Below are 21,290 nucleotides of genomic sequence, written 5' to 3' on the forward strand. Positions count from 1 at the left end.
CTCAGCCCGCCAGGATCCGGCCGGTCCAGCGCCCGTCGGCGAGCGCGTAGTGCTGGCGCGTGCTCTGCCCGAGGGCGTCGCCCCTCCAGAACGTGAGCGTCACGGGGCGCACGCGGAAGCCCACCCATCGCTCCGGTGGGTCGAGCTCGGGGTGCGCGGCGTCGAACTCCGCCCACAGGTGCCGGCGTTCGAGGACGTGCAGGTGGGCGTTCTCGTCGGTGTTCAGCCACGCGAGCAGCTGCAGGTAGCGCGAGCGCCGACGGTACACCTCGGCGGCGTCGGCGGTGCTGACCCGCTCGACGATCCCCCGCACGACGAGCTGACGCCCCACGTCCGGCCAGGCGACCGACATGGCCGCGACGGGGTTCGCCGCGATTTGCGCGACCTTCGGGCTCGCGGCGTCGGTGTGGAAGTACAGCCCGGTGAGGTCGCGATCGCTGACCAGCACGTGCCGCAGCGAGGGCAGGCCGTCGCGGCCCATCGTCGCCAGCGCGGCGAGGGGGCGGAGCTCGCTGTCGTGCGGCGGCAGCCAGCGCACGAGCAGCGTCAGCGGATCGTCGACGAGCGTGTCGACGTCGTCGACGTCGGAACCGAACGTGGTGCCGGCCGTGATCATGGCGACCTCCGGGGATGCTGGGGGTATCGACGAGCGTAGGCAGCGCGCGTTTCGGCGATGTTGCCGCCATGAACATTCGTCGAAACACGGCGTTCGTACACTCCCCGCATGAGCGTGCTGCCCCTCATCGACTCGTGCCCCAAACGCATGCAGTACGGCCCGTGCGGCGGGGTCGGCTTCGACGGCTCCTGCGAGGTCGACGCGGCGCACCGCTGCGCGTTCGTCCACCGTCCGACCGTGCCGTGGACGGGCCTGGACCGCACCACGGCGGTACGGCCCGCCCCGCGCACCGCCGCCGCGATCGCGACCCTCGACGCCCTCGGCACGCGCCCCTGGATCGTGGCCGATCTGCCGGCGCGGGCGCTGAGCGTGGCATCCATCGACGCGTGCGCCGGAATTCTCACGGGAGAAGTGGATGCCGTCCTGGCCGGCGACGCGGGAAGCGCCCGGGTGCAGTTCCCTCCCGCGTACCGCGCGCACCTGCTGCAGCGGCGCGGCCTGCGCGTGTGGACGGGGCTCAACATGCGCGACCGCAACCGGGTGGCGATCGAGGGCGAGCTCGCCGCCCTCGCGGTCGAGGGCGTCGCCGGGGTGCACTGCGTGACGGGCGATCACACGCAGACGGGCCATCGCCCCGACGCCGCACCCGTGTTCGACCTCGACTCCACCGAGGCCGCCGCCCTGGCCCGCGCCGCCGGGCACGTCGTGTCGGTCGCCGCCTCTCCGGCCGCCCCTCCCGTCGACCGGCGCGCGGCGCGGCTGCGCGAGAAGCTCCGCGCCGGAGCCGACGTGTGCTTCGTCAACCACGCCGGAGGGGCGGAGCCCGTGCGCCGTTTCATCGACGAGGTCGGGGACGGCATCCGCTTCATCCCCTGCGTGCCCGTGGTGGTCGACCACGCGTCGGCCGATCTGCTGGAGTCGTTCACGACGCTCGTGCTGCCCGAGGGGTTCCTCGCGCGCGTGCGCCGGTCCCGCGACCCGCGCGCCGAGGGGGTCGCCCTCGCGGTGGCGATGGCGCAGGAGATGCTCGCGCTCCCCGGCGTCGTCGGCGTCAACCTGTCGGGCGGACGCGAGGGCGCCGAGGAGTCGTTCGCCGAGGCTCTCGCCGAGATCGTGCGGCGCCTGCGCTGACGGCGTTCTTGCCGGGATCGCTGAGGTCGCCCGGCCGGTGATCGAGGGCCTCGCGGGGCGCGGGCGCGGGGCGGATGCCCCCGCATAGCCTCAGTGATCTGCGCACCCTCAGCCGTGTGGATGCCGACCGGGCTGAGGTCGTGCGGATCGCTGAGGTTGCGTGAGTCTGCCCCCGGCTCGCGTGCCGCGTGGCGAAGCCCCCGCCCCCGCCCCCGCTCAGCGCGAGAACGCGCCGACCCGCGCCTGCAGAGCCGCGGTCACCGCCCCCGCCACACGGTCGGTATGGCGCAGCGAGAGGGCGTTGGAGTTCGGTCGGGTGAACGCCCCCGCCTCGAGACCCGCGGTGAACGGGCCTACGGCGAACAGCGTCGCGTGCGCCGAGCCGTCGCGTGAGACCACCCGCCCGTCGGGGTCGACGTCGATGCGGCCGAGGGAGCCTGCGAACTGCTCGTCGGACACGTGCACCTCCCGCCCGTGCCGGGTCGCGAGCTCGCGCAGCGCCGGGTTGTCGCTCGCGGCCGCCGCGGGTGCGGGCAGCCAGGCGTCGATGAGAGCGGCGGCGACGACCTCGCCCCCGCGGCGGGGGGAGGTCGCGACGAAGCCCCGGGGCGGGTCGAGGTGCACCGCCAGGTCGGGGCCGAGGAAGCGCACGACGCCCGCGTCGGCGAGCGCGAGCAGCTCCTCCAACCGGTGCGGTGGCGGTCCCGACGCCACGTAGCTGAAGAACGTGTGCCAGGTGACGGGCAGGTCGACCGCGCGCGAGCGTGCGCTCCATCGATCGACCGGGATGTCGCCGAGCGCGAGGAACGACTCGAGGATCGTGAGGAACAGCGCCTGCGTCGTACTGTGCTCCGCCGAGGTGCGCAGCAGCAGGTCGTCGGCGATGTGGCGGCGGACGCGCGCGTGCACCGCCCGCTCGTCGAGGAAGGTCTCCTCGCCCAGCGGGACGTCGAGGGCGCGCACGTCGAAACGGTCGAGGGGATCCGGCACCACCTCGGCGACGGCGCGACGCAGCGCCGCCGTGTCGCCGTCGACGGCCCGCAGCGTCGCGCGGAACGCCTCCCACGTGGTGCCGACCCGTTCGGGATGCCCGGTGAAGAGCTCGCGATAGTGCCCCCACACGAGCTCCCGCGCGATGAGCGGCCACACGTCGTCGAGGAAGTCGATACTGCCCGGTCGATCCAGCAGCTCGGCGATGGCCGCGGGCGTGAGCACCTCGCGCTCGGGAGCATCGCCCTGCACCTGCGACGCCACCTTCGACCGGTACGGGACTCCGCGCCGCGACCCGAGGTGCAGACGCGGCTCGCGCCCCGAGGCGGTGTAGGCGAGCTTCCCGTCGGCGCGGCGCGAGAAGCGGCCCCCGCGTCCCTGGGTCAGGAGCACGACGGCATCCACCGATGCCAGTCCCATCCCCCGCACGATGACGTCGGTGCCGGGTGCGAGGCGCGACAGGTCGGCGTCGGCGGTGAAGGCCGGCTCGAGGTAGACGAAACCGGCGGCGGCGGCTGCGGCGCTCACGTCGAGGGCGGTGCCCTCGGGCTCGCGTCCGTTGTGTCCGACCGCGTAGACGACGACGTCGGCGCTCAAGCGCGTGCCGTCGGCGAGTGCGACCTCCCACCCTTCGGGGGTGTCGTCGACCCACTGCACGCTGCCCGGATGCCATCGCACCTCGACACCGGGCGGGGCGATGGCGACCGTGCGGCGCCAGAACCAGTCGAGGTACAGGCTCTGCAGGCGGCGCGTCGGGAAGCTGTCGCCGCGCAGCCCGTGCACCTCGTCGGTCAGCGCGGGATCGTCGATCCGCACATCGGGCAGGCGCCCGTCGCGCACGCGCTCCGCCCACTCGATGAGGGAGGGGCCCGAGCGCACCGGACCGGAGATCACGCAGCTGTCGTCGGTGAAAACCGTCACGTCGCGCGCCATGGAGTTGAGCTTCAGCAGCGGTGACTGTTCGTACCGCCAGATGCGGCCGCCCCCGGGCGGGAACGGGTCGACGAGCGTGATGCGCAGGGGCGCGGTCGTGGCGCGCGTGCGCCGTGCGAGCAGGCGCTCCACGAGCATCACCGCCCGCGGTCCCGCCCCGACGATCACGAGGTCGCTCACGGCGCGGTGACCCGTTCGCGAACCGCCGGCAGCCCCAGCAGGTCGTGCAGCGTCGCCCCCTCGTCGTACGAGCGGCGGTACGAGCCCCGCTCCTGCAGCAGCGGCACGACCCGGTCGGCGAACTCGTCGAGGCCGTGCGGGGTGACGTGTCCGACCACGGTGAACCCGTCGGTCGCCCGCTCCTGCACGTAGCGGTCGATCTCGGATGCCACGTGCTCCGGCGTCCCGACGAAGGTGTGGTTCGCGGTCAGGCGGATGACGAGCTCGCGGATGCTGAGGTTCTCGGCCGCCGCCTGCTCGCGCAACTGCCCGACCCGGGCGCGGATCGCGGCGTGCCGGCCCGCGAAGCCCTGTGCGGTCTCGACGCCCGTGTCGGGCTCGATGTCGGGGAGAGGCCCGTCGGCGTCGTAGCCGCTGAGGTCGCGGTTCCAGATCTGCTCGAGATAGGTGATCGCCGTCTGCGGGCGCACCTGGGCGAGGGCGATCTCGCGCGAGCGCTCGCGGGCCTGCGCGGCGGTGTCGCCGAGCACGAAGGTCGCGGCGGGCAGGATCTTCAGGGAGTCCTCGTCGCGGCCGTGCGCGGCCAGCCGCCCCTTCACGTCTCGGTAGAACTGCTGCGCGTCGGCGAACTCCGTGTGCAGCGAGAAGATGACGTCCGCGTGCGCGGTGGCGAAGTCACGACCGTCGGCCGAGTCGCCCGCCTGCACGATGACCGGCCGCCCCTGCGGCGAGCGGGGCACGTCGAACACGGCGTCCACGTCGAACAGGCGCGAGGCGTGCCGCACCCGCGCGATCGCCCCGGCCCGCAGGAACGTCCCGGTCTCGGCATCCGCCTCGATCGCGTCGTCGCGCCACGACGACCACAGCGCCTTCGACAGCTCGGCGAACTCCGAGGCCCGCACGTAGCGGTCGGCGTGGTCGAGGTAGCCGCCGCGGCGGAAGTTGGCGCCGTGGAAGGCGTCGGAGCTGGTCACGGCATTCCATCCGGCACGGCCGTTCGACAACAGGTCGAGGGTGCCGAGCTGACGCGCGAGCTCGTACGGTTCGTTGAAGGTGGTGTTGAGCGTGCCGACGAGCCCGATGTGCTCGGTGACCGCGGCCAGCGCCGTGAGGATCGCGAGGGTGTTCGGGCGCCCGGCGACGTCGAGGTCGTGCAGCTGCCCGCGGTGCTCGCGCAGGCGGAGCCCCTCGGCGAGGAAGAGGTAGTCGAACAGGCCGCGCTCGGCGGTGCGGGCGAAGTACTCGAACGACGAGAAATCGATCTGGCTGCCCGCGGCCGGGTCGGTCCACACCGTGGTGTTGTTCACACCGGGGAAGTGGGCGGCGAGGTGGATCTGCCGACGGGTCATGCGCCGACCTCCTGACGGGCGTAGCGACTGGCGGGGCGGGGGAGTCCGAGACGTTCGCGCAGCGTCGCCGCTCCGTCGTCGGGCCGCAGGATTCCGACCTCCGCCGCTCGCGGGACGACCCGTTCGGCGATCGCCTCGAGGTCGGCGGGCAGGCGGGCCGGACGCAGGCGGATGCCGTCGACCCCGGCCGCGGCCAGGGCCCGCAGCTCGTCCACGACATCGTCGGCGGTGCCGACGACCACGCGGGCGTCGGTGGTGAGCGTCGCCCGATCCTGCAGGCGGTCCCACACGACGGCGGCGGCCTCGCGCGTCTCCTCGACGAGCACGAGCACATCGGCGAACACGCGCAGCGGCTCGTCGAGCGTGCGCACCGCGTCCGCGGCATCCCGCAGCTCATCGAGGATGCCGGTCGCCGACGCCGCGTCGGAGGGGGTGACGAACACCAGGTCGGCGTGCTCCGCGGCGAAGCGGTAGGGCACGCTCTGGTGCGCGAGGGCGGTGATCAGCGGCTGGCCCTGCGGGGAGCGCGGCACGATCGAGGCGCCGGTGATCGAGAAGAACTCGCCCGCGTAGTCGATGTTGTGCACGCGGTCGCGGTCGAGGAACCTGCCCGTCTCGAGGTCGCGCACGATCGCCTCGTCCTCCCACGAGTCGGCGAGCCGGCGGATCACCTCGGCGACCTCGCCCGCCTCGCGGAACGCGGCCAGCAGCGCCGGGTCGTCCTCGACCCGACCCGACGCGGGCAGACCCGCAGGGCCGCCGGTGCGGCGTCCGAAGTTGGCTCGCTCCTGCTCCGTCGATCCGGCCACGAGCCGCACGCCCCCGCGTCCGCGGCTCGCGTGATCGAGCGTCTGCAGCCCGGTCGCGACGTGGAAGGGCTCCGGGTGCGCGGTCGTCACCGTGGGCACGAGGCCGATCCGGCCCGTGACCGGGGCCAGGAACGACGCCAGCAGCACCGCGTCGAGGCGCCCGCGGACGCGGTCGCGCCGCGTCTCGGCATCCGGTTCGCTCGAACGGCCGCCGAGGCTGAGCGCATCCTCGATCGTGGCGAAGAGCACCCCGGCGCCTTCGGCGGTGCGGATCAGGTCACGCCAATACGCGGCCGAGGTCAGCGCGGTGGGGCGGGCGCCGGGCTCGCGCCAGGCGGCGGGATGCCAGCCGGCCCCGTCCAGGGCGACGGCGAGATGGATGCGGTCCGGCATCGAGGCTCCTTGTTCTGCGGGCGGCGGGTCAGTGGGCGGCGGATCGTCTTCACTGTCGCGCGAGGGTGGCGCGGGCCTCAATCGGTGACGTAACGCAACGCCTCGCAGCGACACGTTCGCGGACGAGGCCGCGGAACCTAGCGCTTCCCGCCGGACGACGCACTCCTCGGAGTGGTCTGTGACGCCGCGCGACGCCGCGTTTCCGACGGTGACGGGGCGCTACGGCCCGTTTCGGCCGAGGTGAGGGCGGCGGCTCCGGGGCCTACCTTCGGCCGGAGTCCCGTCGCCCATCGCATCCCGGAGAGTGGTTCGCCCATGAGCACTTCCGTCGTCGTCGCCCCGCTCACCGGTCTGCCCGCCCTGCTCGACGCCGTGCGCGAGGTCGCCCCGCACCTCGACGTGCGCGCGCCCTCGGCCGCGACGGCCTCCTTCGCCTTCGACGCCGGAACCGCTCCCCGTCACGGCGAGGCGGACGAGGACGGGCCCGCGGTCGCCTTCCCCTCCACCGTCTCCGAGGTGCAGCAGCTCGTGCAGCTCGCCGGGCGGCACGGGGTGAGCATCGTTCCGCGCGGCGCCGGCAGCGGGTTGTCGGGAGGAGCCTCGGCGACCCGTGATCAGCTCGTGGTGTCGACGGACCGTCTGAACCGGATCGTCGAGATCTCGCCCGCCGACGAGGTCGCGGTCGTCGAACCCGGCGTCCTCAATGCGGCGCTCAACGACCATCTCGAACCTCTCGGCCTGTTCTACGCCCCCGACCCCGCGAGCTGGCGCATCTCGACCATCGGCGGCAACATCGCCACCAACGCCGGGGGCCTGCGCTGCGCCAAGTACGGCGTCACCCGCGAGTCGGTGCTCGCCCTCGACGTCGTCCTCGCCGACGGGAGCCTCGTCTCGATCGGCCACCGCTCGATCAAGGGCGTGACCGGCCTCGATATCGTCTCCCTCTTCGTCGGATCCGAGGGAGTCCTCGGCATCGTCGTCGGCGCGACCGTTCGCATCCGCCCCCTCCCCGTCGCCCGCCGCACGGTGACGGCGTTCTTCGACTCCGCCGCGGCGGGGGCCGCCGGCATCGGCGCCATCACCGCGTCGCGCGTGCGCCCGAGCGTCATCGAGTTCCTCGACGAGCCCACCCTCGTCGGCATCGACGCCGCGCAGGACTCGGGACTCCGCGCCCGGGGCGCCGCCCTGCTGCTCATCGAACTCGACGGCTTCGGTATCGACGAGCAGACCGCCGAGCTCACCGTCGCCCTCGAGAGCGCCGGCGCTCGCGTGCGCGTCGAGAGCGACACGGATGCCGAGGCGCTCTGGGAGCTGCGACGGTCCGGGCGCCGGTTCGACGACGACTCGTGGTTCGTCGGTGGAGATGTCGCCGTACCGAAGTCGCGCATCGCCGAGGTCTTCGCGGTCTTCCCCGCCCTCGAGGAGCGCTACGGCGTGGCCGTGAGCGCCGTCGCGCACGCGGGGGACGGCAACCTGCATCCCGTCATCACCCTGCCCATTCCCGCCGGCGCCGACCCCGCCACCGTGCCCGCGGTCCTGCACGACGCGGCCGACGACCTCGTCCGCGCGGCCCTCGCCGTCGGCGGCACGGTCAGCGGTGAGCACGGCATCGGCACGGTCAAGCGCGAGCTCGCCGCCGAGGAACTCGCCGCGCGCGTGCGCGTCGCCCAGCTCGCGATCAAGGACGCACTCGATCCCACCGGGCTCTTCAATCCCGGCAAAGCCCTCTGAAACCCGTTCCCCACAGCACCTCCCCACAGCACAAGGACCCTCATGACCTCTCGCTTCCGACGCCTCCTCGGCGTCGCCTCCGCCCTCACCGTCGGGGCCGTCCTGCTCAGCGGATGCGGCGCCGGCACCGCAGCCGGCCCGGCCGGAGGCTCCACGCCGAAGCCCGGCGGTGACCTCGTCTTCCTGATCGACTCGCTCGGCGCGACCTGGATCCCGAACAACAGCGCGATCTCGAGCTACCAGGGCCAGATCTGGGGCAACCTCACCGACAAGCTGATCTACGTCGACGCCGAGGGCACCCTCAGCCCGTGGATCGCCGAGAGCTGGGACGAGAACGCCGACAAGACGCAGTACACCCTGCACCTCAAGGACGGCGTCACCTTCTCGGACGGCACGCCCCTGGATGCCGCCGCGGTCGTCGCGAACATCGACATCTGGGCCAAGGGGCGCCCCGACGACGGCATCAACCGCATCGGCCTGTTCCCCTCGGCGAAATACGTGGGCGCCGAAGCGGTGGATGCCACGACGGTGACGGTGTCGTTCTCGGCGCCGACCCTGAGCTTCATCCCGACCCTGGCCTACCACGGCTCGATCCTCATCTCGCCCGCGACCCTCGCCCTCCCCGCCGCCCAGCAGGCCGATCTCACGAAAGACATCGGCAGCGGCCCGTTCGTCGTCGAGAAGGTCGCCGAGGGCGACAGCGTCGTGCTGAAGAAGCGCGACGACTACGACTGGGGCCCCGAGGCCGTCGGCCACCAGGGCGCGGCCTACCTCGACACGATCACCTACAAGCAGGTCGCCGAGCCCACCCTGCGCACCGCCTCGGTCGAGTCCGGCCAGGCGCAGGTGGCGTACAACGCCAGCCCGCAAGACCTGGAGGCGTTGAAGCAGGAGGGTCTGACCGTCGAGACGCCGCGTTACCTCGGGTTCGTGAACGGGTACGCGCTGAACACGTCCGTCGCCCCCTTCGACGACATCAAGGTGCGCCAGGCCGTCCAGCACGGCATCGACCGCGACGAGATCCTCTCGACGGTCTACACCCCCGACTGGTTCGCGGCCGAGTCGCTGTTCCAGAGCACGGTGCCCGAGGCCACCGACCACACGGCCGACTTCGCGTACGACCCCGACAGGGCCGCGGCCCTGCTCGACGAGGCGGGCTGGACGAAGGGCGCCGACGGCGTCCGCACGAAGAACGGCCAGAAGCTGTCGTTCACGCTCTACCCCAACCCCTACCTCCAGGCGTCGCAGTCCGTCGATGAGCTCGTCGATCAGCAGCTGACGAACCTCGGCTTCGAGGTGAACCTCGAGACCTACGACGTTCCGACCTACGGGCAGAAGGTCATCGGCAACGCCGCGGTCCCCGCGAACGAGATCACCCGCAGCTTCGTCGACGTCGGGACAGTGGCCGGCGTCCTGACCTCGCAGAAGAAGGGCGACGAGGACTGGTTCAGGGTCGGCACCTCGGATGCCACGCTCAACGACCTGTCGACCCGGATCGCCACGGCGACCGACCGCGACGCCCGCGCGAAGGTCGCCGACGAGCTGCAGGGGTACGTGCTGCAGCAGGGCTACTTCGTGCCGCTCACCCAGATCGTGCAGCGCGTGTACGTGCAGGCACCCGAAGTCAGCGGCGTCAGCTACAACGGCCTCGCTTACGCGTACTACCTGGACGCCTGGCTCAATCGCTGACGTCCGAGGAGGGGTGGGTGCGCGGCATCCACCCCTCCCGGCCCCTCGCGAACGAAAGGAGAGAGCATGCTGCGGATCTACGGCCGCTTCGCGCTGCGGCGCACGGGCCAGGCGCTCGTCGTCGTGCTGCTGGCGTACCTGTTCACGTTCTTCGTGATCAGCATCCTGCCCGGCGACCCGATCACGAGCACCCTGCGCAACCCCGACAACGGCTTCACCGAAGACGACATCGCCCGCATCGTGGCGTATTACGGCCTCGACCAGCCGTGGTGGGTGCAGCTCGGGTCGTCGCTCGGACGCTTCGTGGTGGGGGACCTCGGCGTCTCCCTGCGATCGAACCTGCCCGTCGGAACCCTCGTGGCCGACGCACTCGGCTCGACGCTCAGCCTCGCGGGGGCTGCCCTGCTGGTCGCCGTGGTGCTGGCCGTCGCGATCGCGTACGGCACCCAGTTCCTCCCGCCCCGGTTCGGTCAGGGAGTGCTGCGCTCGCTCCCTTCGCTTTTCCTGTCCGTGCCGAACTTCGTGATCGGCCTGCTGCTGATCCACGTGTTCGCCTTCGGGCTCGGGCTGTTCAGCATGATCGACACCGAGACGCCCTGGGGAACGTTCTTCGCGGCCGTGGCTCTCGGCATCCCGGTCTCGGCGCAGCTCGCCGAGGTGCTCATCGCCTCGCTCGACCACGAGTCGCGGCAGGAGTACGTCGCGGTGGCCCGCTCGCGCGGCCTCGGGCAGGGGGCGCTGTTCCTGCGTCACCTCGTGAAGCCCTCCGCGCTGCCGACGGTGACCGTGCTCGCGCTGATCGTCGGCGAGCTGCTGGGCGGCGCGCTCATCACGGAGGCGATCTTCGGTCGCGTCGGCATCGGGACCCTCGTCGAGCAGGCCGTCGCGAGCCAGGACCTTCCGGTGCTGCAGGCGGTGGTCTCTCTCGCGGCGATCGTGTTCGTCGTGGTCAACCTCGTCGCCGACCTGGCCTACCCGCTCCTCGACCCGCGGGTGTCGATCGGCTCGCGCGGGCGCACCGTCGCCGCCCCCGCGGCCGACGACCCCGCGCCCCTGCTCCGCGAGGAGGTGAGCATCGTATGACCGCCGCACCCCTGTCCCCGGTCGCGGCCCCGGTGCCGCCCGCGGCCGACCCGTCGCCGGGATCGGCGCCGGGCGGGCCGCTCGCCCGCATCCGTGGCATCCGTCTCTCCGTACCGATCGACGTGATCGTTTCGTTCGCGGTCGTCGCCGTGGTCGTGGCGTTCTCGCTCGCGCCGGGGCTCTTCACCGCACAGAATCCGGCGCAGGGCGTGCCCGCCGACAAGCTGCAGCCCCCGAGCGCGGCGCACCTGCTAGGCACCGATCACCTCGGGCGCGACCTGTTCGCCCGCATCGTCTTCGGCGCGCAGTCGTCGGTGACGAGCGCCCTGGTCGCCGTGGCGATCGGGGTCGTCGTCGGGGGTCTCATCGGCCTGCTCGCCGGGTTCCTCGGCTCGTGGACCGACACCGTGCTCGCTCGCTTCGTCGACGTGCTGCTCGCGATCCCCGCGTTCCTGCTCGCGGTCGTCATCGTCAGCTCGCTCGGCTTCCAGACGATCAACGCCGCGATCGCGACGGGCGTCTCGGCCGTGGCGGTGTTCGCCCGGGTCATGCGGTCCGAGGTGCTGCGCGTGCGCTCCTCGGTGTTCGTCGAGGCGGCGCGACTGCAGGGCGGGTCGACCCTGCACGTGCTGTTCCGGCACGTGCTCCCCAATGCCTCGCGCTCGCTCATCCCGCTCGCCGTGCTGCAGTTCGGGCTGTCGATCCTCGTCATCGCGGGGCTCGCCTTCCTCGGCTACGGCGCGCCGCCCCCGGCATCCGACTGGGGTCTGCTCATCTCGGCGGGCAAGGACTACCCGCGCGCGCCGTGGCTCGTCGTGTGGCCGGCCCTGGCGACCGTGGCCACTGTGCTCTCGATCAACCGCATCAGCCGGTGGCTGAGGAGGACGTCATGACCACCGCCCTTCCCCTCCGCGAGACGGCGGGCACGACGCCCGCGCCCCTGCTGCACGTGCAGAACCTCTCGGTCGCGTACGGGCGCACCCCCGTGGTGCACGACGTGTCGTTCGCGATCCCCCGCGGCGGGAGCCTCGCGCTCATCGGCGAATCCGGGTCGGGGAAGTCGACGATCGCACGGTCGGTGCTGCGGCTGCTGCCTCGCGGCACCGGTCGGGCGAGCGGGCGCGTGGAGTTCGCCGGCGACGAGGTGCTGGGGCTCTCCGAGGCGCGGTTCCGGCCGTTCCGCGGCCGCCGCATCGGCTTCGTCCCGCAGGACCCGTCGCACGCGCTCAACCCCGTGCGCACGGTCGGCGCGCAGGCGCTCGAGGCGGCGGCGCTGACCGGCGCCCCCGACCGCCGCGCGGCGGTCCTCGACATCTTCGCCCGGGTGGGTCTGCCCGACCCGGCCCGCGTCTACGACTCCTACCCGCACCAGCTCTCCGGCGGCATGCTGCAGCGCGTGCTGATCGGCCTCGCGGTGCTGCCGCGGCCCGAACTGCTCGTGGCGGACGAGCCGACGAGCGCCCTCGACGTCACGATCCAGAAGCGCATCCTCGACCTCCTCGACGAGCTGCGCGGCGAACTCGGAATCGGTCTGCTGCTGATCACCCACGATCTCGCGATCGCGGCCGAGCGCACCGACGAGATCGTGGTGCTCAAGGGCGGGCGGGTCCAGGAGGCGGGCGCCACCCGAGACATCTTCGCCGCGCCGACCTCGGCGTACACCCGGCAGCTGCAGGCCGACGCCCCGGCCCTCAACCCCGACCGCTACCGTCACGCCGACGGGCGCGGGGTCGACGCGTGGACCACCGACACCACCGCCGCCCGCATCGAGGTGCGCGAGATCTCGAAGAGCTTCGTCGTCGACGGCACCGCTCGAGCCGCCGTGGCCGGGGTCTCGTTCCGCGTCCCGCCGGGCACGACCCACTCGCTCGTGGGCGAGTCGGGTTCGGGGAAGACCACCACTGTGCGCCTACTGCTGGGGCTCGAGACCCCGGACTCCGGCGAGATCCTCGTCGACGGCGCGGCGGTGACCGGGCGCACCGAGGCGGAGCTTCGCGGCATCCGTCGTCACCTCCAGCTCGTGTACCAGAACCCCTTCACCTCCCTCGATCCCACGTGGAGCGTCGGGCGGATCATCCGCGAACCGCTCGACCGGTATCGCGTCGGCACGCGCGCCGAGAGGTCCGCCAAGGTCGCCGAAGCCCTGGATGCCGTGGGCCTGCCGCCGCAGCTCGCTCGCCGCCGCCCCGACGCGCTGTCGGGCGGCCAACGTCAGCGCGTCGCGATCGCGCGCGCCCTGGTGCTCGAGCCCGACGTCATCGTGCTCGACGAGCCGACCTCAGCCCTCGACGTCACCGTGCAGGCGGGGGTGTTCGACGTCCTCCGCCGCCTGCAGCGCGAGCGCGGTCTCACCTACCTGTTCGTCTCGCACGACCTGGCGCTCGTGCGGCAGATCGCCGACACCGTCTCCGTGCTCCAGGGCGGACGCGTGGTCGAGGCCGGGCGCGTGGCCGACGTGCTCTCGCACCCCCGCGAGGAGTACACGCGCGCCCTCGTCGACGCGATCCCGTCCCCCGATCTCCGGAGCTCCCGATGACCGTTCTCGCCCCCTCCCGTCCCACGCTCGTCCGGGCCTTCAGCGCGCCGAAGGGATTCGGCGACCAGACCCTGCGCGATCGCCGTCCCGATGCGATCGAGCTGCTCGGCGGCATCCCGGATCCGTCCGTGCTGCCGACCGCCGAACTCGCCGAGGCCACGGCCCGCGTGCTCGCCCGGCCCGGCGCGCCCTCGCTGCAGTACTCGCGGACCGAGGGCATCCCGGCGCTGCGCGAGTGGATCGCCGCCCACGAGGGCGTGGCGGTGGAGCGGGTGCTGATCACCAACGGCGGATTCCACGGGCTCGCCATCGCGGTGCAGACGGTGCTGGAGCGCGGCGACCTCGTCGCGGTCGACAACCCGGTGTTCCCGCTGTTCCTGCGCGGGCTCGAGCTCGCCGACGCGCGCGTGCTGCCCATCCGCGTGGGGGCCGAGGGGCTCGACGTCGATGCGCTCGCCGCGGAGTTGCGCGCCGGAGCCCGGCCCGCCGCGGTCTACACGGTGCCCGAGTTCCACAACCCGTCGCAGTCGTCGCTGCCCACGGCCCGCCGCCGCGAGCTGGTCGACCTGGCCGAGAAGTACGGCTTCGTCGTCTTCGCCGACGACCCCTACCGCGAACTGCGCTTCCACGGCGAGCCCGAGTCGCTCGCTCCATTCCACGACTCCGACCACGTCATCCACGTCAACACCTTCACCAAGACCCTCGGCCCGGGTCTGCGCCTGGGCTGGGTCGTGCTCCCCGAGCGTCTGGTCCCGGATGCCGTGGCCCTGCGCAGTCGCCAGGATTCGCACTCGTCGACCCTTGTGCAGGCCGTGGTCGCCGAGCTGCTGACGAGCGACGCGGGGCTCTTCGACCGGGTGCTCGCGAGTGCGCGTTCGTTGTACCGGTCGCGGGCGCACACGCTGGCCGAGGAGCTCTCGGCATCCGGCTCCTTCGACGTCACGGTGCCCGACGGCGGACTGTTCCTCTGGCCGCGACTCGTCGACGACCGGGTGGATGCCGACCGCCTCGCCGCCGACGCGAGCGCCGAGGGCGTGGAGTACCAGCGCGGCTCGTTCTTCCCCTCGGGGCCGGGGACGGATGCCGACCGGCACCTGCGCCTCGCTTACGGCGACGTCGACGAGGAGCGTCTGCGTGAGGCGGCGGCGCGGTTGGAGCGGGCGGTGGCGCGGCAGCGCTGAGGCGCGCGGCGGGACCGACCGGACTCGCGGACGCGGTGCTGCGGACTCGCGTCGGTGCGGACTCGCGCCCGCGAGGGGGCGCGGACTCGCGCGTTGTGCACGGGCACTGTGAACGGCGCCGGGTCGGGGATCTGCGCATGATCAGCCCGATCGGGGCGATGCGGACGGAGGCGGGGCCGTTCTCCGAGGTCGCGGCTCCTGGTGTCCGCGCAGGCTCAGCGATCTGCGCAGGCTCAGCGATCTGCGCCGCATCCGCGATCTCCGCAGCCTTAGCGATGTGCGCAAGCTCAGCGATCTGCGCGGGCTCAGTCCCGTCGCGGGGATGCGGACGGAGGCTGCGCAGATCGCTGACCGCAGGCCGCGACGGGCGTCAGGTGGCAGGCGCCCATCCCAGCAGCGGCCCGAGACGCCCCGCGATGTCGTCCAGGATCTGCGCGTAGTCATCGGCCGCGAAGTCGAACGGCAGCGCGAAGGCCACCTCCTCGACCTCGGGGAACGCCCGCGACGACAGCAGACGCTCCGCGATCTGCTCCGCGGTGCCGACGAGGTCCTCGGCGAAGAGCAGCCCGCGCGGGCCCTGGGGGATGCCGACCCGCCCACGCCGCGCATCGGCATAGGCCTCGTAGCGCCGGCGCTGTTCGGGAGTCGCCGAGTCGGTGGGGATGACGACGAGTCCCTGCGAGACGCGGGCGTGCTCGCCCGCGGGATGCGACTCACGGTACAGCCGGATCTGCGCGTGCTGCTCCTGGTCGAAGTCGGTGCTCTCGCCCGCCTGCACGACGCTGCTGGTCAGCAGGTGGAAGCCGTTCTCGGCCGCCCAGACGGCCGACCGAGCGCTTCCCGCCCCGTACCAGAGGCGTTCGGCGAGGCCGGGGGAGTGCGGCTCGACGCGCTCGGAGAACTCCTCGATCCCCTCGATGCCGGCGCGGGTGCTGACGGGATCGCCGGAGACGAAGCGGCGCAACCGCGCGAGGCGTTCGTACCCGAACTCCTCGTGCTCGACGGTGTCGGGGTACAGGGCGGCGGCGACATCGTCGAGACGCGGGGGAGGGCCCACCGAGAAACCCGGCTCCAGGCGCCCACCCGAGAGGACGTCGACGGTGGCGAGATCCTCGGCCAGCCGCAGCGGGTTCTCCCACCCGAGCGGGATGACCGCGGTTCCCAGACGGATGCGGCTCGTGCGCTGAGTCGCCGCGGCGAGCACGGCGACCGGAGAGGAGATGCCGTACTGCAGGTGCCGATCGCGCAGCCACGCGCTGTCGAAGCCGAGGTCTTCGCCCCGCTCGATGACCGACAGCGTCGTCTCGTGTCCGGTGCGCGGGTCGTCGCGGTCGAACAGGCCGATGGTGAGGAAGCCGAGGGAACGCAGGCGGCGGGTCATGCCGAAACGGTAGCCGCGGAGTCATGCGCACGGGCGTCCCGCCGTCACGGGCGGTCACGCGGCGTGACACGTCATCGACCGTCACATTTCACCCGCGTCGCTGCCCGCTGTGCGGAACGGCCGGGGTGAGCCGACGTGGTCCCCTATGGGGGCTCTCGTTTCAGGGTCCGCTGTGCGCGGGTCGGCTCACGAGCGCGTCAGAGTCGGCGACGATCCCCGCGATCCCGCCCCGATTCCTCGAAAGGGAAACCCTCATGTCGAAAACGTCATCCCCTCGCCGAGAGGCCGCGAAGCGCTCCTCCGCTCTCCTCGCGACCGGCCTCGTCGTCACCGCGCTCGCCCTCGGTGGCGCCGCCTCGGCCCAGGCCTCGTCCGCGTCGCTGACGTCGAGCCCGGCGACCGCGACGGCGGGCGGCTCGGTGCTCCTCGACGCCCAGGGCTTCACGCCGGGCGACGCCCTCTCGTTCGAACTGGACGGCACCGCGCTCAGCACGTCGCCGCTCGTGGGCAAGGACGAGTCCGCCGACGCCAACGGGGACTACTCCGGCGACGCCCTGATCCCCGAAGACGCCACGCTCGGCACGCACACCATCTCGGTCACCGACGCGAGCAGTTCCGATGTCGCGTCCACGACGATCACCGTCGTGGCACAGCCCACCGCGTCGGTGACTCCGTCGACGGTCGCGCTCGCGGACTACCTCGCCGACGGTGTCACGGTCACCTACTCCGGATTCACGCCCGGCGAGACGGTCGGCTTCGCCATCGGGGATGCCGCATCGGGAATCCGCATCTCGCCGGACGCGGTCGCCGACGCCGCCGGCTCGGTCACCGTCCACTGGGTGCCGCAGGCCGGGGGCAGCTACTCCACCGAGGGGACGTACGAGGTGATCGCCGCGTCGACCGACCTGAGCATCGTCGCCCAGCGGGTGAGCTTCACGGTGACCGCGGACGCGGCCTCCGACGCGACCACCGCGCCGGCTGCGGCTTCCGCCGGCACCCCGCTCGCGACCGCCGCGACGCCCGTCGCGCGCGCCGTGAGCTTCACGGGCTGACCGCTGCCTCCTTCACCGGGCCGGACGTGCGTTCCGGCCCGGTGGACTATTTCCTCACTCGGAGACGCTCGTGAACCGTCGAACGACCTCTTCCGCCCTCCGGGGTCCCGCCCTCCTCCTGGCGGTCGCGCTCCTCACGGGGTGCGTTCCACAGACCCCCTCGACGGCCTCACCGCCGTCGTCACCGCAGGGCACCGCGTCACCCTCGCCGAGGGTCGCCATGACCGGCGCGGCAGATGCGGCCGCGCTCGCGACGTCGGCGACGGCGATCACCGATCACGTCGCCGTCTACGCCGAACCCGGCGGCAGTGTGACGCAGTATCTGCCCCATCCGCAGGAGTCCGGCGCGCCGTTGACGTTCCTCGTCGCCGCCCGCCGAGGCGACTGGATCCAGGTGCTCCTCGCGCAGCGCCCCAACGGCAGCACCGGATGGGTCACCGCCGACTCGGTCACGCTCCACTCCCTCGTCTACAGCCTCGCGGTCTCGACGGGTCGGAACACCCTCACGCTCAGCGAGGGTGGGCGTGAGGTGAAGACCTACGCGGTGGCGACCGGCACGGGCGGGACGCCGACACCTCAGGGCTCCTTCTATCTGACCGAACTCATCCAGCCGACGAACGACGGATACGGCCCGTACGCCTTCGGTGTGTCCGCCTTCTCCGAGGTCCTCTCCACGTTCGGCGGGGGACCCGGCCAGATCGGCCTGCACGGAACCGACGACGAGGCGAGCATCGGGCAGTCCGTCAGCCACGGGTGCATCCGCCTGTCGAACGCCGACATCACCGAGCTCGCGCAGCTCCTCCCGCTCGGCACTCCCCTCACGATCGGCCCCTGACGGGCGGGCGATTCGACCGCTCCAACGGGTGATTCCCCAGGCGGGATTCGCCGCGTGGGGCGCTCTACGCCGGCGTACGCGCCGCCGCGAAGCGGTTGCGCCGCCGCAGCGCGAAGCCGAGCTTCTCGTACGCGGTGATCGCGTTGACGTTCGTCGCGGCGGCGTGCATCATCGCGCGATCGCCGCGCTGCTGGATGTGGAAGGCGACGTCGAGCACGAGGCGCGAGGCGAGCCCTTGGCGCCGGTGGTCGGCATCCACCGCCACCGCACTGATCTCGGTCCAGCCGGTGGGGTGCAGACGCTCGCCCGCCATGGCGACGAGACGACCCTCCCGACGGATGCCGATGTACCGGCCGAGCTCGTACGTGCGGGGCCGGAACGGGCCCGGCTGATTGCGCTCGACGAGTGCCATCATGTCGGCGGCGTCATCGGCCCCGAGCTCGATCGCCTCCTCGAAAGGGCGCGTGTGCAGGGCGTCGGTCTCGACGAGCTGCACGCCCTCGCCGCCACCCAGGTACTCCCAGCCCGCCGGGAGTTCGCCCTCGTAGCCCGACAGGCCGACCTCGGCGCCGGGGCCGACGAGCTCGTGCAGGGCGTCCCACACCCCGGGCTCGTCCCACGAGCGCACGGCGACGAACGGTGCGACGTCGGCCGGATAGCGCCGCGCGAGGTCGCCCCCGATCGCGAACGAGGCGTGCGGGCCGGCGAGCGAATGCCACGCGGCGTTGTCGAGGACGGTGGCGCCGGCGTGGGGGAGGGGCAGGGTCGAGGCGGAGGTCACCGGGACACTCTGCGCCGGTCGAGGGCGCGGTGCAACTCGTCGGTCATCGCGCGCAACTCGGAGCCGTGTGGAGGGGTGCCATTGCGTGTCCCGAGCGTCGGCGAGAGGCGTGTTACCGGTCGTTTCGCCGTCTCGTTCCGTCCTCCGGCGCGACGGCGATACTGGCGAGATGACGGCTTCGCACGCGACATGGGTCCTGGAGAGCGTCGACTGGGACGACCGCCGCGCGGTCGCGCTGCGCGAGGCGATGGATGCCGAGGTCTCCCCGCGCTACGCCGAGGTCTTCGCCGCCTTCGACGCCGAGGTCGCCGCGCTTCTCGCCGAGGACTTCGCGGTCGATCCCGCGAGCATCGTCGACGCGGTCCTGGTGATCGACGCGTCGGGGGAGCCCGTCGGGCACGCGGCGCTTCGTGCCCTCGGCGACGAGCTGGAGGTCAAGCGGGTGTACGTCGACCCGCGGGCGCGGGGCCGGGGTGCCAGTCGCGCGCTGATGGCGGAGCTCGAGCGCCTGGCGCGCGGGCGCGGCGCCGACAGACTGATCCTGCAGACCGGCGATCGTCAGCCCGAGGCGATCGCGCTTTACGAGAGCATCGGGTACCGGGCGGTCGAGGTCTTCCCGCCGTACCAGCGGTTCCCGTCGTCGAGGTGCTTCGCCAAGCCGCTCCGCTGACCGAGCGCGGGGTACGCGACGCTTGCGCGACGCGGCCGAATTCTGTGCGGTTCCGGACCAGATCGGCCGCCATCCCGGCATCCGCTGTTGACTGGGAGGGTGACCCAGGAGCTCCCGCGCACCCGTGTCCGGCCGTCGAGCGCGGGGGCGAGGCTTCTGCCCGCGGTGCAGACCTCGTGGGAGCCTCTCGCGAAGCAAGCCGTCGTGGCGGCTCTCGTCGTGGTGGCGGGCGTCGCGAGCGGCTCGATCCCCTGGCTGCTCGTCACCGACGCCGCGCGCATGTGGCAGGGCGTGGGTGTGGCACTCGCCCTGGTCGTGGTGACGCTGCTCATGGCGCGGTGGCCCGCTCTTCGCCGGGCCGAGCTCGTGGTCCCGCTCGGTGACTTCCTCGCGATCGGGTTGCTGCGGTACGGCACCGGCGACAACCAGTCGGTCTTCTTCGTCATCGTCGTGCTCCCGGTCATCTGGATCGCAGCCGGCCGCGGGCGGTGGCGGATCCTCGTCCCGCTGTTCGGGGTCTGCGCGGCGCTCCTCCTGCCGCTGCTGCTCTCTTCGGAGCGCGGCCTGACACCCAGCGAGCTCGTCCGCCTCGCGATCGCGATTCTCGTGTACGCCGCGGTCGGTGGGGTGGTGAACGAATTGTCGCGTCGGTCCCTGCTCAAGCTCTCGCTCTCGCAGCACCGCCGACGGCTCGCCGAGGCGGAGGTGTCCGAAGCCGCTTTCGTGCAACGCTCTCTCCAACCCGCCGACGGCTCGGACCTTCCGGACGCGTTCCGGGTCGCTGGCGCGTGCGTTCCGGCTCGAACGGTGGGCGGCGACTTCTTCGACTGGTACCCGACGCCCGACGGGGGCGCGGCCGTCACCCTCGGCGATGTGATGGGCAAGGGCGCGGGCGCGGGCATGATCGCCGCCGCGGTGCGCACGGTCATCCGCAGCGGTCGCGACGACGCGGATCCGGCCGTGGCCTTCGAACGGACGGCGGTCGGCCTGAGCACGGGGCCGACCGATATGGTCGGCGCGCAGTTCAGCACGTGCTTCCATGCGCGCATCGCCCCCGACGGCACGATCCGGTGGGTCGACGCCGGTCACGGTCTGACCGTGCTGCGGCGCAGAGACGGCGCTGTCGAGTTCCTCCGGTCCGGTCATCTGCCCGTCGGGGTCGGCACCAGCTGGTCCAGTTTCGAGGCGGCTCTGCATCCCGGCGACAGCCTCGTCAGCGTGAGCGATGGAGTGCTCGACCTGTTCGGAGGCTCCCTCGACTCGATCGACCGCTACGCCGCCCTGGTCGCCGCGCACGACGACATCGACGCCCTCGTGGACGACCTCATCACCCGAGCCGGCGCTCAGGAGCAGGACGACGATGTCACGGTGCTCGCCGTCACGTGGTCGCCGCGCTGAGCGGATCCGGAACGTCTCAGAGGTCGTATCCGAAGGCCTTCAGGTCGAGGAAACGCCCCGATTCCACCTCGACGGGGTTCTCGCGCTCCGTGAGCCGGCGGAACCCCAGCTTGCCGTAGAGCGCGTGGGCGCCGAGCATCTCGGGCCCGCTGTTCATGACGACGCGCGCCGCCCCGCGCTCGCGCGCGATCGCCAGCACGTGCCGCGTGAGCAGCTCCCCGATGCCGCGACCGCGCGCCGACGGTGCCACGGCCAGCTGACGGAAATCGAGTTCGCCGTCCTCGGCGAGGGGTGACAGGCGCTCGCCGGGTCGGGGCGTCCACACCGTGCCCACGATCTCGCCGCCGTCCACCGCGACCCAGACCTCGCCCTGCGAGACGCGGCCTGCGACGTCGGCGAGCGAGTCGAGGTACGCCTCGGACAGGCCGTCGTAGCTGAGGCGGTAGGCGTCGGCGGTGACGCGACCGGCCTCGGCGTACTCGTGCGGTTCGACGAGACGGATCGTCACGGTCGATGGGGGCGTGGGGGTCATGGCATCCATTCTTCTCGCAG

The 21,290-nt window shown here is 72.5% G+C and carries 18 protein-coding genes; 11 read left to right on the forward strand and 7 right to left on the reverse strand.

Features of this window, described 5'->3' with window-relative positions:
• Position 1: 1 nt before the first annotated feature.
• Positions 2–616, reverse strand: a complete 615-nt coding sequence (locus tag ACFZA2_RS07970) for a pyridoxal 5'-phosphate synthase (RefSeq protein ID WP_391402936.1) — start codon at positions 614–616, stop codon at positions 2–4.
• Between the two features lie 108 nt (positions 617–724).
• Here ACFZA2_RS07970 and ACFZA2_RS07975 point away from each other — a divergent pair, with 108 nt between their 5' ends.
• Positions 725–1,747 (forward strand): methylenetetrahydrofolate reductase C-terminal domain-containing protein, encoded by a 1,023-nt coding sequence (locus ACFZA2_RS07975; protein ID WP_391402939.1) that lies wholly within the window; start codon positions 725–727, stop codon positions 1,745–1,747.
• A gap of 216 nt (positions 1,748–1,963) precedes the next feature.
• Here the strand turns inward: ACFZA2_RS07975 and ACFZA2_RS07980 are convergent, their stop codons facing one another.
• The 3 genes from ACFZA2_RS07980 to ACFZA2_RS07990 are packed head-to-tail and all read right to left on the reverse strand — an operon-like array spanning position 1,964 to position 6,401.
• Entirely contained in the window at positions 1,964–3,850 is a 1,887-nt protein-coding gene (locus ACFZA2_RS07980) for an FAD/NAD(P)-binding protein (RefSeq protein ID WP_391402942.1), read from the reverse strand.
• Complete coding sequence (locus tag ACFZA2_RS07985; protein ID WP_391402945.1) at positions 3,847–5,199, reverse strand: NtaA/DmoA family FMN-dependent monooxygenase; 1,353 nt, start codon at positions 5,197–5,199, stop codon at positions 3,847–3,849. Before ACFZA2_RS07985 ends, ACFZA2_RS07980 begins: the two co-directional genes overlap by 4 nt.
• Positions 5,196–6,401 (reverse strand): LLM class flavin-dependent oxidoreductase, encoded by a 1,206-nt coding sequence (locus ACFZA2_RS07990; protein ID WP_391402947.1) that lies wholly within the window; start codon positions 6,399–6,401, stop codon positions 5,196–5,198. The genes ACFZA2_RS07985 and ACFZA2_RS07990 overlap by 4 nt, the downstream gene beginning before the upstream one ends.
• 315 nt (positions 6,402–6,716) lie before the next feature.
• Between ACFZA2_RS07990 and ACFZA2_RS07995 the strand changes: the two genes are divergently transcribed.
• The 6 genes from ACFZA2_RS07995 (at position 6,717) to ACFZA2_RS08020 (ending at position 14,621) form a co-directional block, all read left to right on the forward strand.
• On the forward strand, positions 6,717–8,132 hold the full coding sequence (locus ACFZA2_RS07995) for an FAD-binding oxidoreductase (RefSeq protein ID WP_391402950.1): 1,416 nt from the start codon (positions 6,717–6,719) through the stop codon (positions 8,130–8,132).
• A gap of 42 nt (positions 8,133–8,174) precedes the next feature.
• Positions 8,175–9,821, forward strand: coding sequence for an ABC transporter substrate-binding protein (locus ACFZA2_RS08000; protein WP_391402952.1), 1,647 nt, complete (start codon positions 8,175–8,177; stop codon positions 9,819–9,821).
• Positions 9,822–9,887: 66 nt separating this feature from the next.
• Positions 9,888–10,904, forward strand: coding sequence for an ABC transporter permease (locus ACFZA2_RS08005; RefSeq protein WP_391402955.1), 1,017 nt, complete (start codon positions 9,888–9,890; stop codon positions 10,902–10,904).
• Positions 10,901–11,797, forward strand: coding sequence for an ABC transporter permease (locus ACFZA2_RS08010; protein WP_391402958.1), 897 nt, complete (start codon positions 10,901–10,903; stop codon positions 11,795–11,797). The genes ACFZA2_RS08005 and ACFZA2_RS08010 overlap by 4 nt, the downstream gene beginning before the upstream one ends.
• A complete protein-coding gene (locus tag ACFZA2_RS08015) occupies positions 11,794–13,440 on the forward strand; it encodes a dipeptide ABC transporter ATP-binding protein (protein WP_391402960.1) in 1,647 nt (548 codons plus the stop codon). Before ACFZA2_RS08010 ends, ACFZA2_RS08015 begins: the two co-directional genes overlap by 4 nt.
• Complete coding sequence (locus tag ACFZA2_RS08020; RefSeq protein ID WP_391402963.1) at positions 13,437–14,621, forward strand: PLP-dependent aminotransferase family protein; 1,185 nt, start codon at positions 13,437–13,439, stop codon at positions 14,619–14,621. Before ACFZA2_RS08015 ends, ACFZA2_RS08020 begins: the two co-directional genes overlap by 4 nt.
• Positions 14,622–14,991: 370 nt before the next feature.
• Here the strand turns inward: ACFZA2_RS08020 and ACFZA2_RS08025 are convergent, their stop codons facing one another.
• Positions 14,992–16,002, reverse strand: coding sequence for an LLM class flavin-dependent oxidoreductase (locus ACFZA2_RS08025; RefSeq protein ID WP_391402966.1), 1,011 nt, complete (start codon positions 16,000–16,002; stop codon positions 14,992–14,994).
• Positions 16,003–16,256: 254 nt separating this feature from the next.
• Here ACFZA2_RS08025 and ACFZA2_RS08030 point away from each other — a divergent pair, with 254 nt between their 5' ends.
• Both ACFZA2_RS08030 and ACFZA2_RS08035 read left to right on the forward strand, forming a co-directional pair.
• On the forward strand, positions 16,257–17,054 hold the full coding sequence (locus ACFZA2_RS08030; RefSeq protein WP_391402969.1) for a hypothetical protein: 798 nt from the start codon (positions 16,257–16,259) through the stop codon (positions 17,052–17,054).
• A 220-nt stretch (positions 17,055–17,274) separates the two neighbouring features.
• Entirely contained in the window at positions 17,275–17,889 is a 615-nt protein-coding gene (locus ACFZA2_RS08035; RefSeq protein WP_391402971.1) for a L,D-transpeptidase, read from the forward strand.
• Between the two features lie 64 nt (positions 17,890–17,953).
• Here ACFZA2_RS08035 and ACFZA2_RS08040 read toward each other — a convergent pair whose 3' ends face one another.
• A complete protein-coding gene (locus ACFZA2_RS08040) occupies positions 17,954–18,670 on the reverse strand; it encodes a GNAT family N-acetyltransferase (RefSeq protein WP_391402974.1) in 717 nt (238 codons plus the stop codon).
• Between the two features lie 169 nt (positions 18,671–18,839).
• Here ACFZA2_RS08040 and ACFZA2_RS08045 point away from each other — a divergent pair, with 169 nt between their 5' ends.
• Positions 18,840–19,340 (forward strand): GNAT family N-acetyltransferase, encoded by a 501-nt coding sequence (locus ACFZA2_RS08045; protein WP_315993884.1) that lies wholly within the window; start codon positions 18,840–18,842, stop codon positions 19,338–19,340.
• Positions 19,341–19,439: 99 nt separating this feature from the next.
• The gene (locus ACFZA2_RS08050; RefSeq protein ID WP_391402977.1) at positions 19,440–20,738 is read left to right on the forward strand and encodes a PP2C family protein-serine/threonine phosphatase; all 1,299 of its coding nucleotides are present in this window, start codon (positions 19,440–19,442) and stop codon (positions 20,736–20,738) included.
• A 16-nt stretch (positions 20,739–20,754) separates the two neighbouring features.
• Here the strand turns inward: ACFZA2_RS08050 and ACFZA2_RS08055 are convergent, their stop codons facing one another.
• Positions 20,755–21,270, reverse strand: a complete 516-nt coding sequence (locus ACFZA2_RS08055) for a GNAT family N-acetyltransferase (protein WP_391402980.1) — start codon at positions 21,268–21,270, stop codon at positions 20,755–20,757.
• Positions 21,271–21,290: the final 20 nt, after the last annotated feature.

Origin of the sequence: Microbacterium sp. NPDC007973, assembly GCF_042958465.1 — a bacterium.
GTDB classification, from domain to species: domain Bacteria; phylum Actinomycetota; class Actinomycetes; order Actinomycetales; family Microbacteriaceae; genus Microbacterium; species Microbacterium galbum.

Bases quoted from the DNA above. Each gene is read 5' to 3' on its own strand.
- ACFZA2_RS08005 (WP_391402955.1), top strand. From the start codon at position 9,888: ATGCTGCGGATCTACGGCCGCTTCGCGCTGCGGCGCACGGGCCAGGCG.
- ACFZA2_RS08045 (WP_315993884.1), top strand. From the start codon at position 18,840: ATGACGGCTTCGCACGCGACATGGGTCCTGGAGAGCGTCGACTGGGAC.
- ACFZA2_RS08030 (WP_391402969.1), top strand. From the start codon at position 16,257: ATGTCGAAAACGTCATCCCCTCGCCGAGAGGCCGCGAAGCGCTCCTCC.
- ACFZA2_RS08020 (WP_391402963.1), top strand. From the start codon at position 13,437: ATGACCGTTCTCGCCCCCTCCCGTCCCACGCTCGTCCGGGCCTTCAGC.
- ACFZA2_RS08025 (WP_391402966.1), bottom strand. From the start codon at position 16,002: ATGACCCGCCGCCTGCGTTCCCTCGGCTTCCTCACCATCGGCCTGTTC.
- ACFZA2_RS07985 (WP_391402945.1), bottom strand. From the start codon at position 5,199: ATGACCCGTCGGCAGATCCACCTCGCCGCCCACTTCCCCGGTGTGAAC.
- ACFZA2_RS07995 (WP_391402950.1), top strand. From the start codon at position 6,717: ATGAGCACTTCCGTCGTCGTCGCCCCGCTCACCGGTCTGCCCGCCCTG.
- ACFZA2_RS08035 (WP_391402971.1), top strand. From the start codon at position 17,275: ATGACCGGCGCGGCAGATGCGGCCGCGCTCGCGACGTCGGCGACGGCG.
- ACFZA2_RS08015 (WP_391402960.1), top strand. From the start codon at position 11,794: ATGACCACCGCCCTTCCCCTCCGCGAGACGGCGGGCACGACGCCCGCG.
- ACFZA2_RS07990 (WP_391402947.1), bottom strand. From the start codon at position 6,401: ATGCCGGACCGCATCCATCTCGCCGTCGCCCTGGACGGGGCCGGCTGG.
- ACFZA2_RS08010 (WP_391402958.1), top strand. From the start codon at position 10,901: ATGACCGCCGCACCCCTGTCCCCGGTCGCGGCCCCGGTGCCGCCCGCG.
- ACFZA2_RS07970 (WP_391402936.1), bottom strand. From the start codon at position 616: ATGATCACGGCCGGCACCACGTTCGGTTCCGACGTCGACGACGTCGAC.
- ACFZA2_RS08000 (WP_391402952.1), top strand. From the start codon at position 8,175: ATGACCTCTCGCTTCCGACGCCTCCTCGGCGTCGCCTCCGCCCTCACC.
- ACFZA2_RS07975 (WP_391402939.1), top strand. From the start codon at position 725: ATGAGCGTGCTGCCCCTCATCGACTCGTGCCCCAAACGCATGCAGTAC.
- ACFZA2_RS08055 (WP_391402980.1), bottom strand. From the start codon at position 21,270: ATGACCCCCACGCCCCCATCGACCGTGACGATCCGTCTCGTCGAACCG.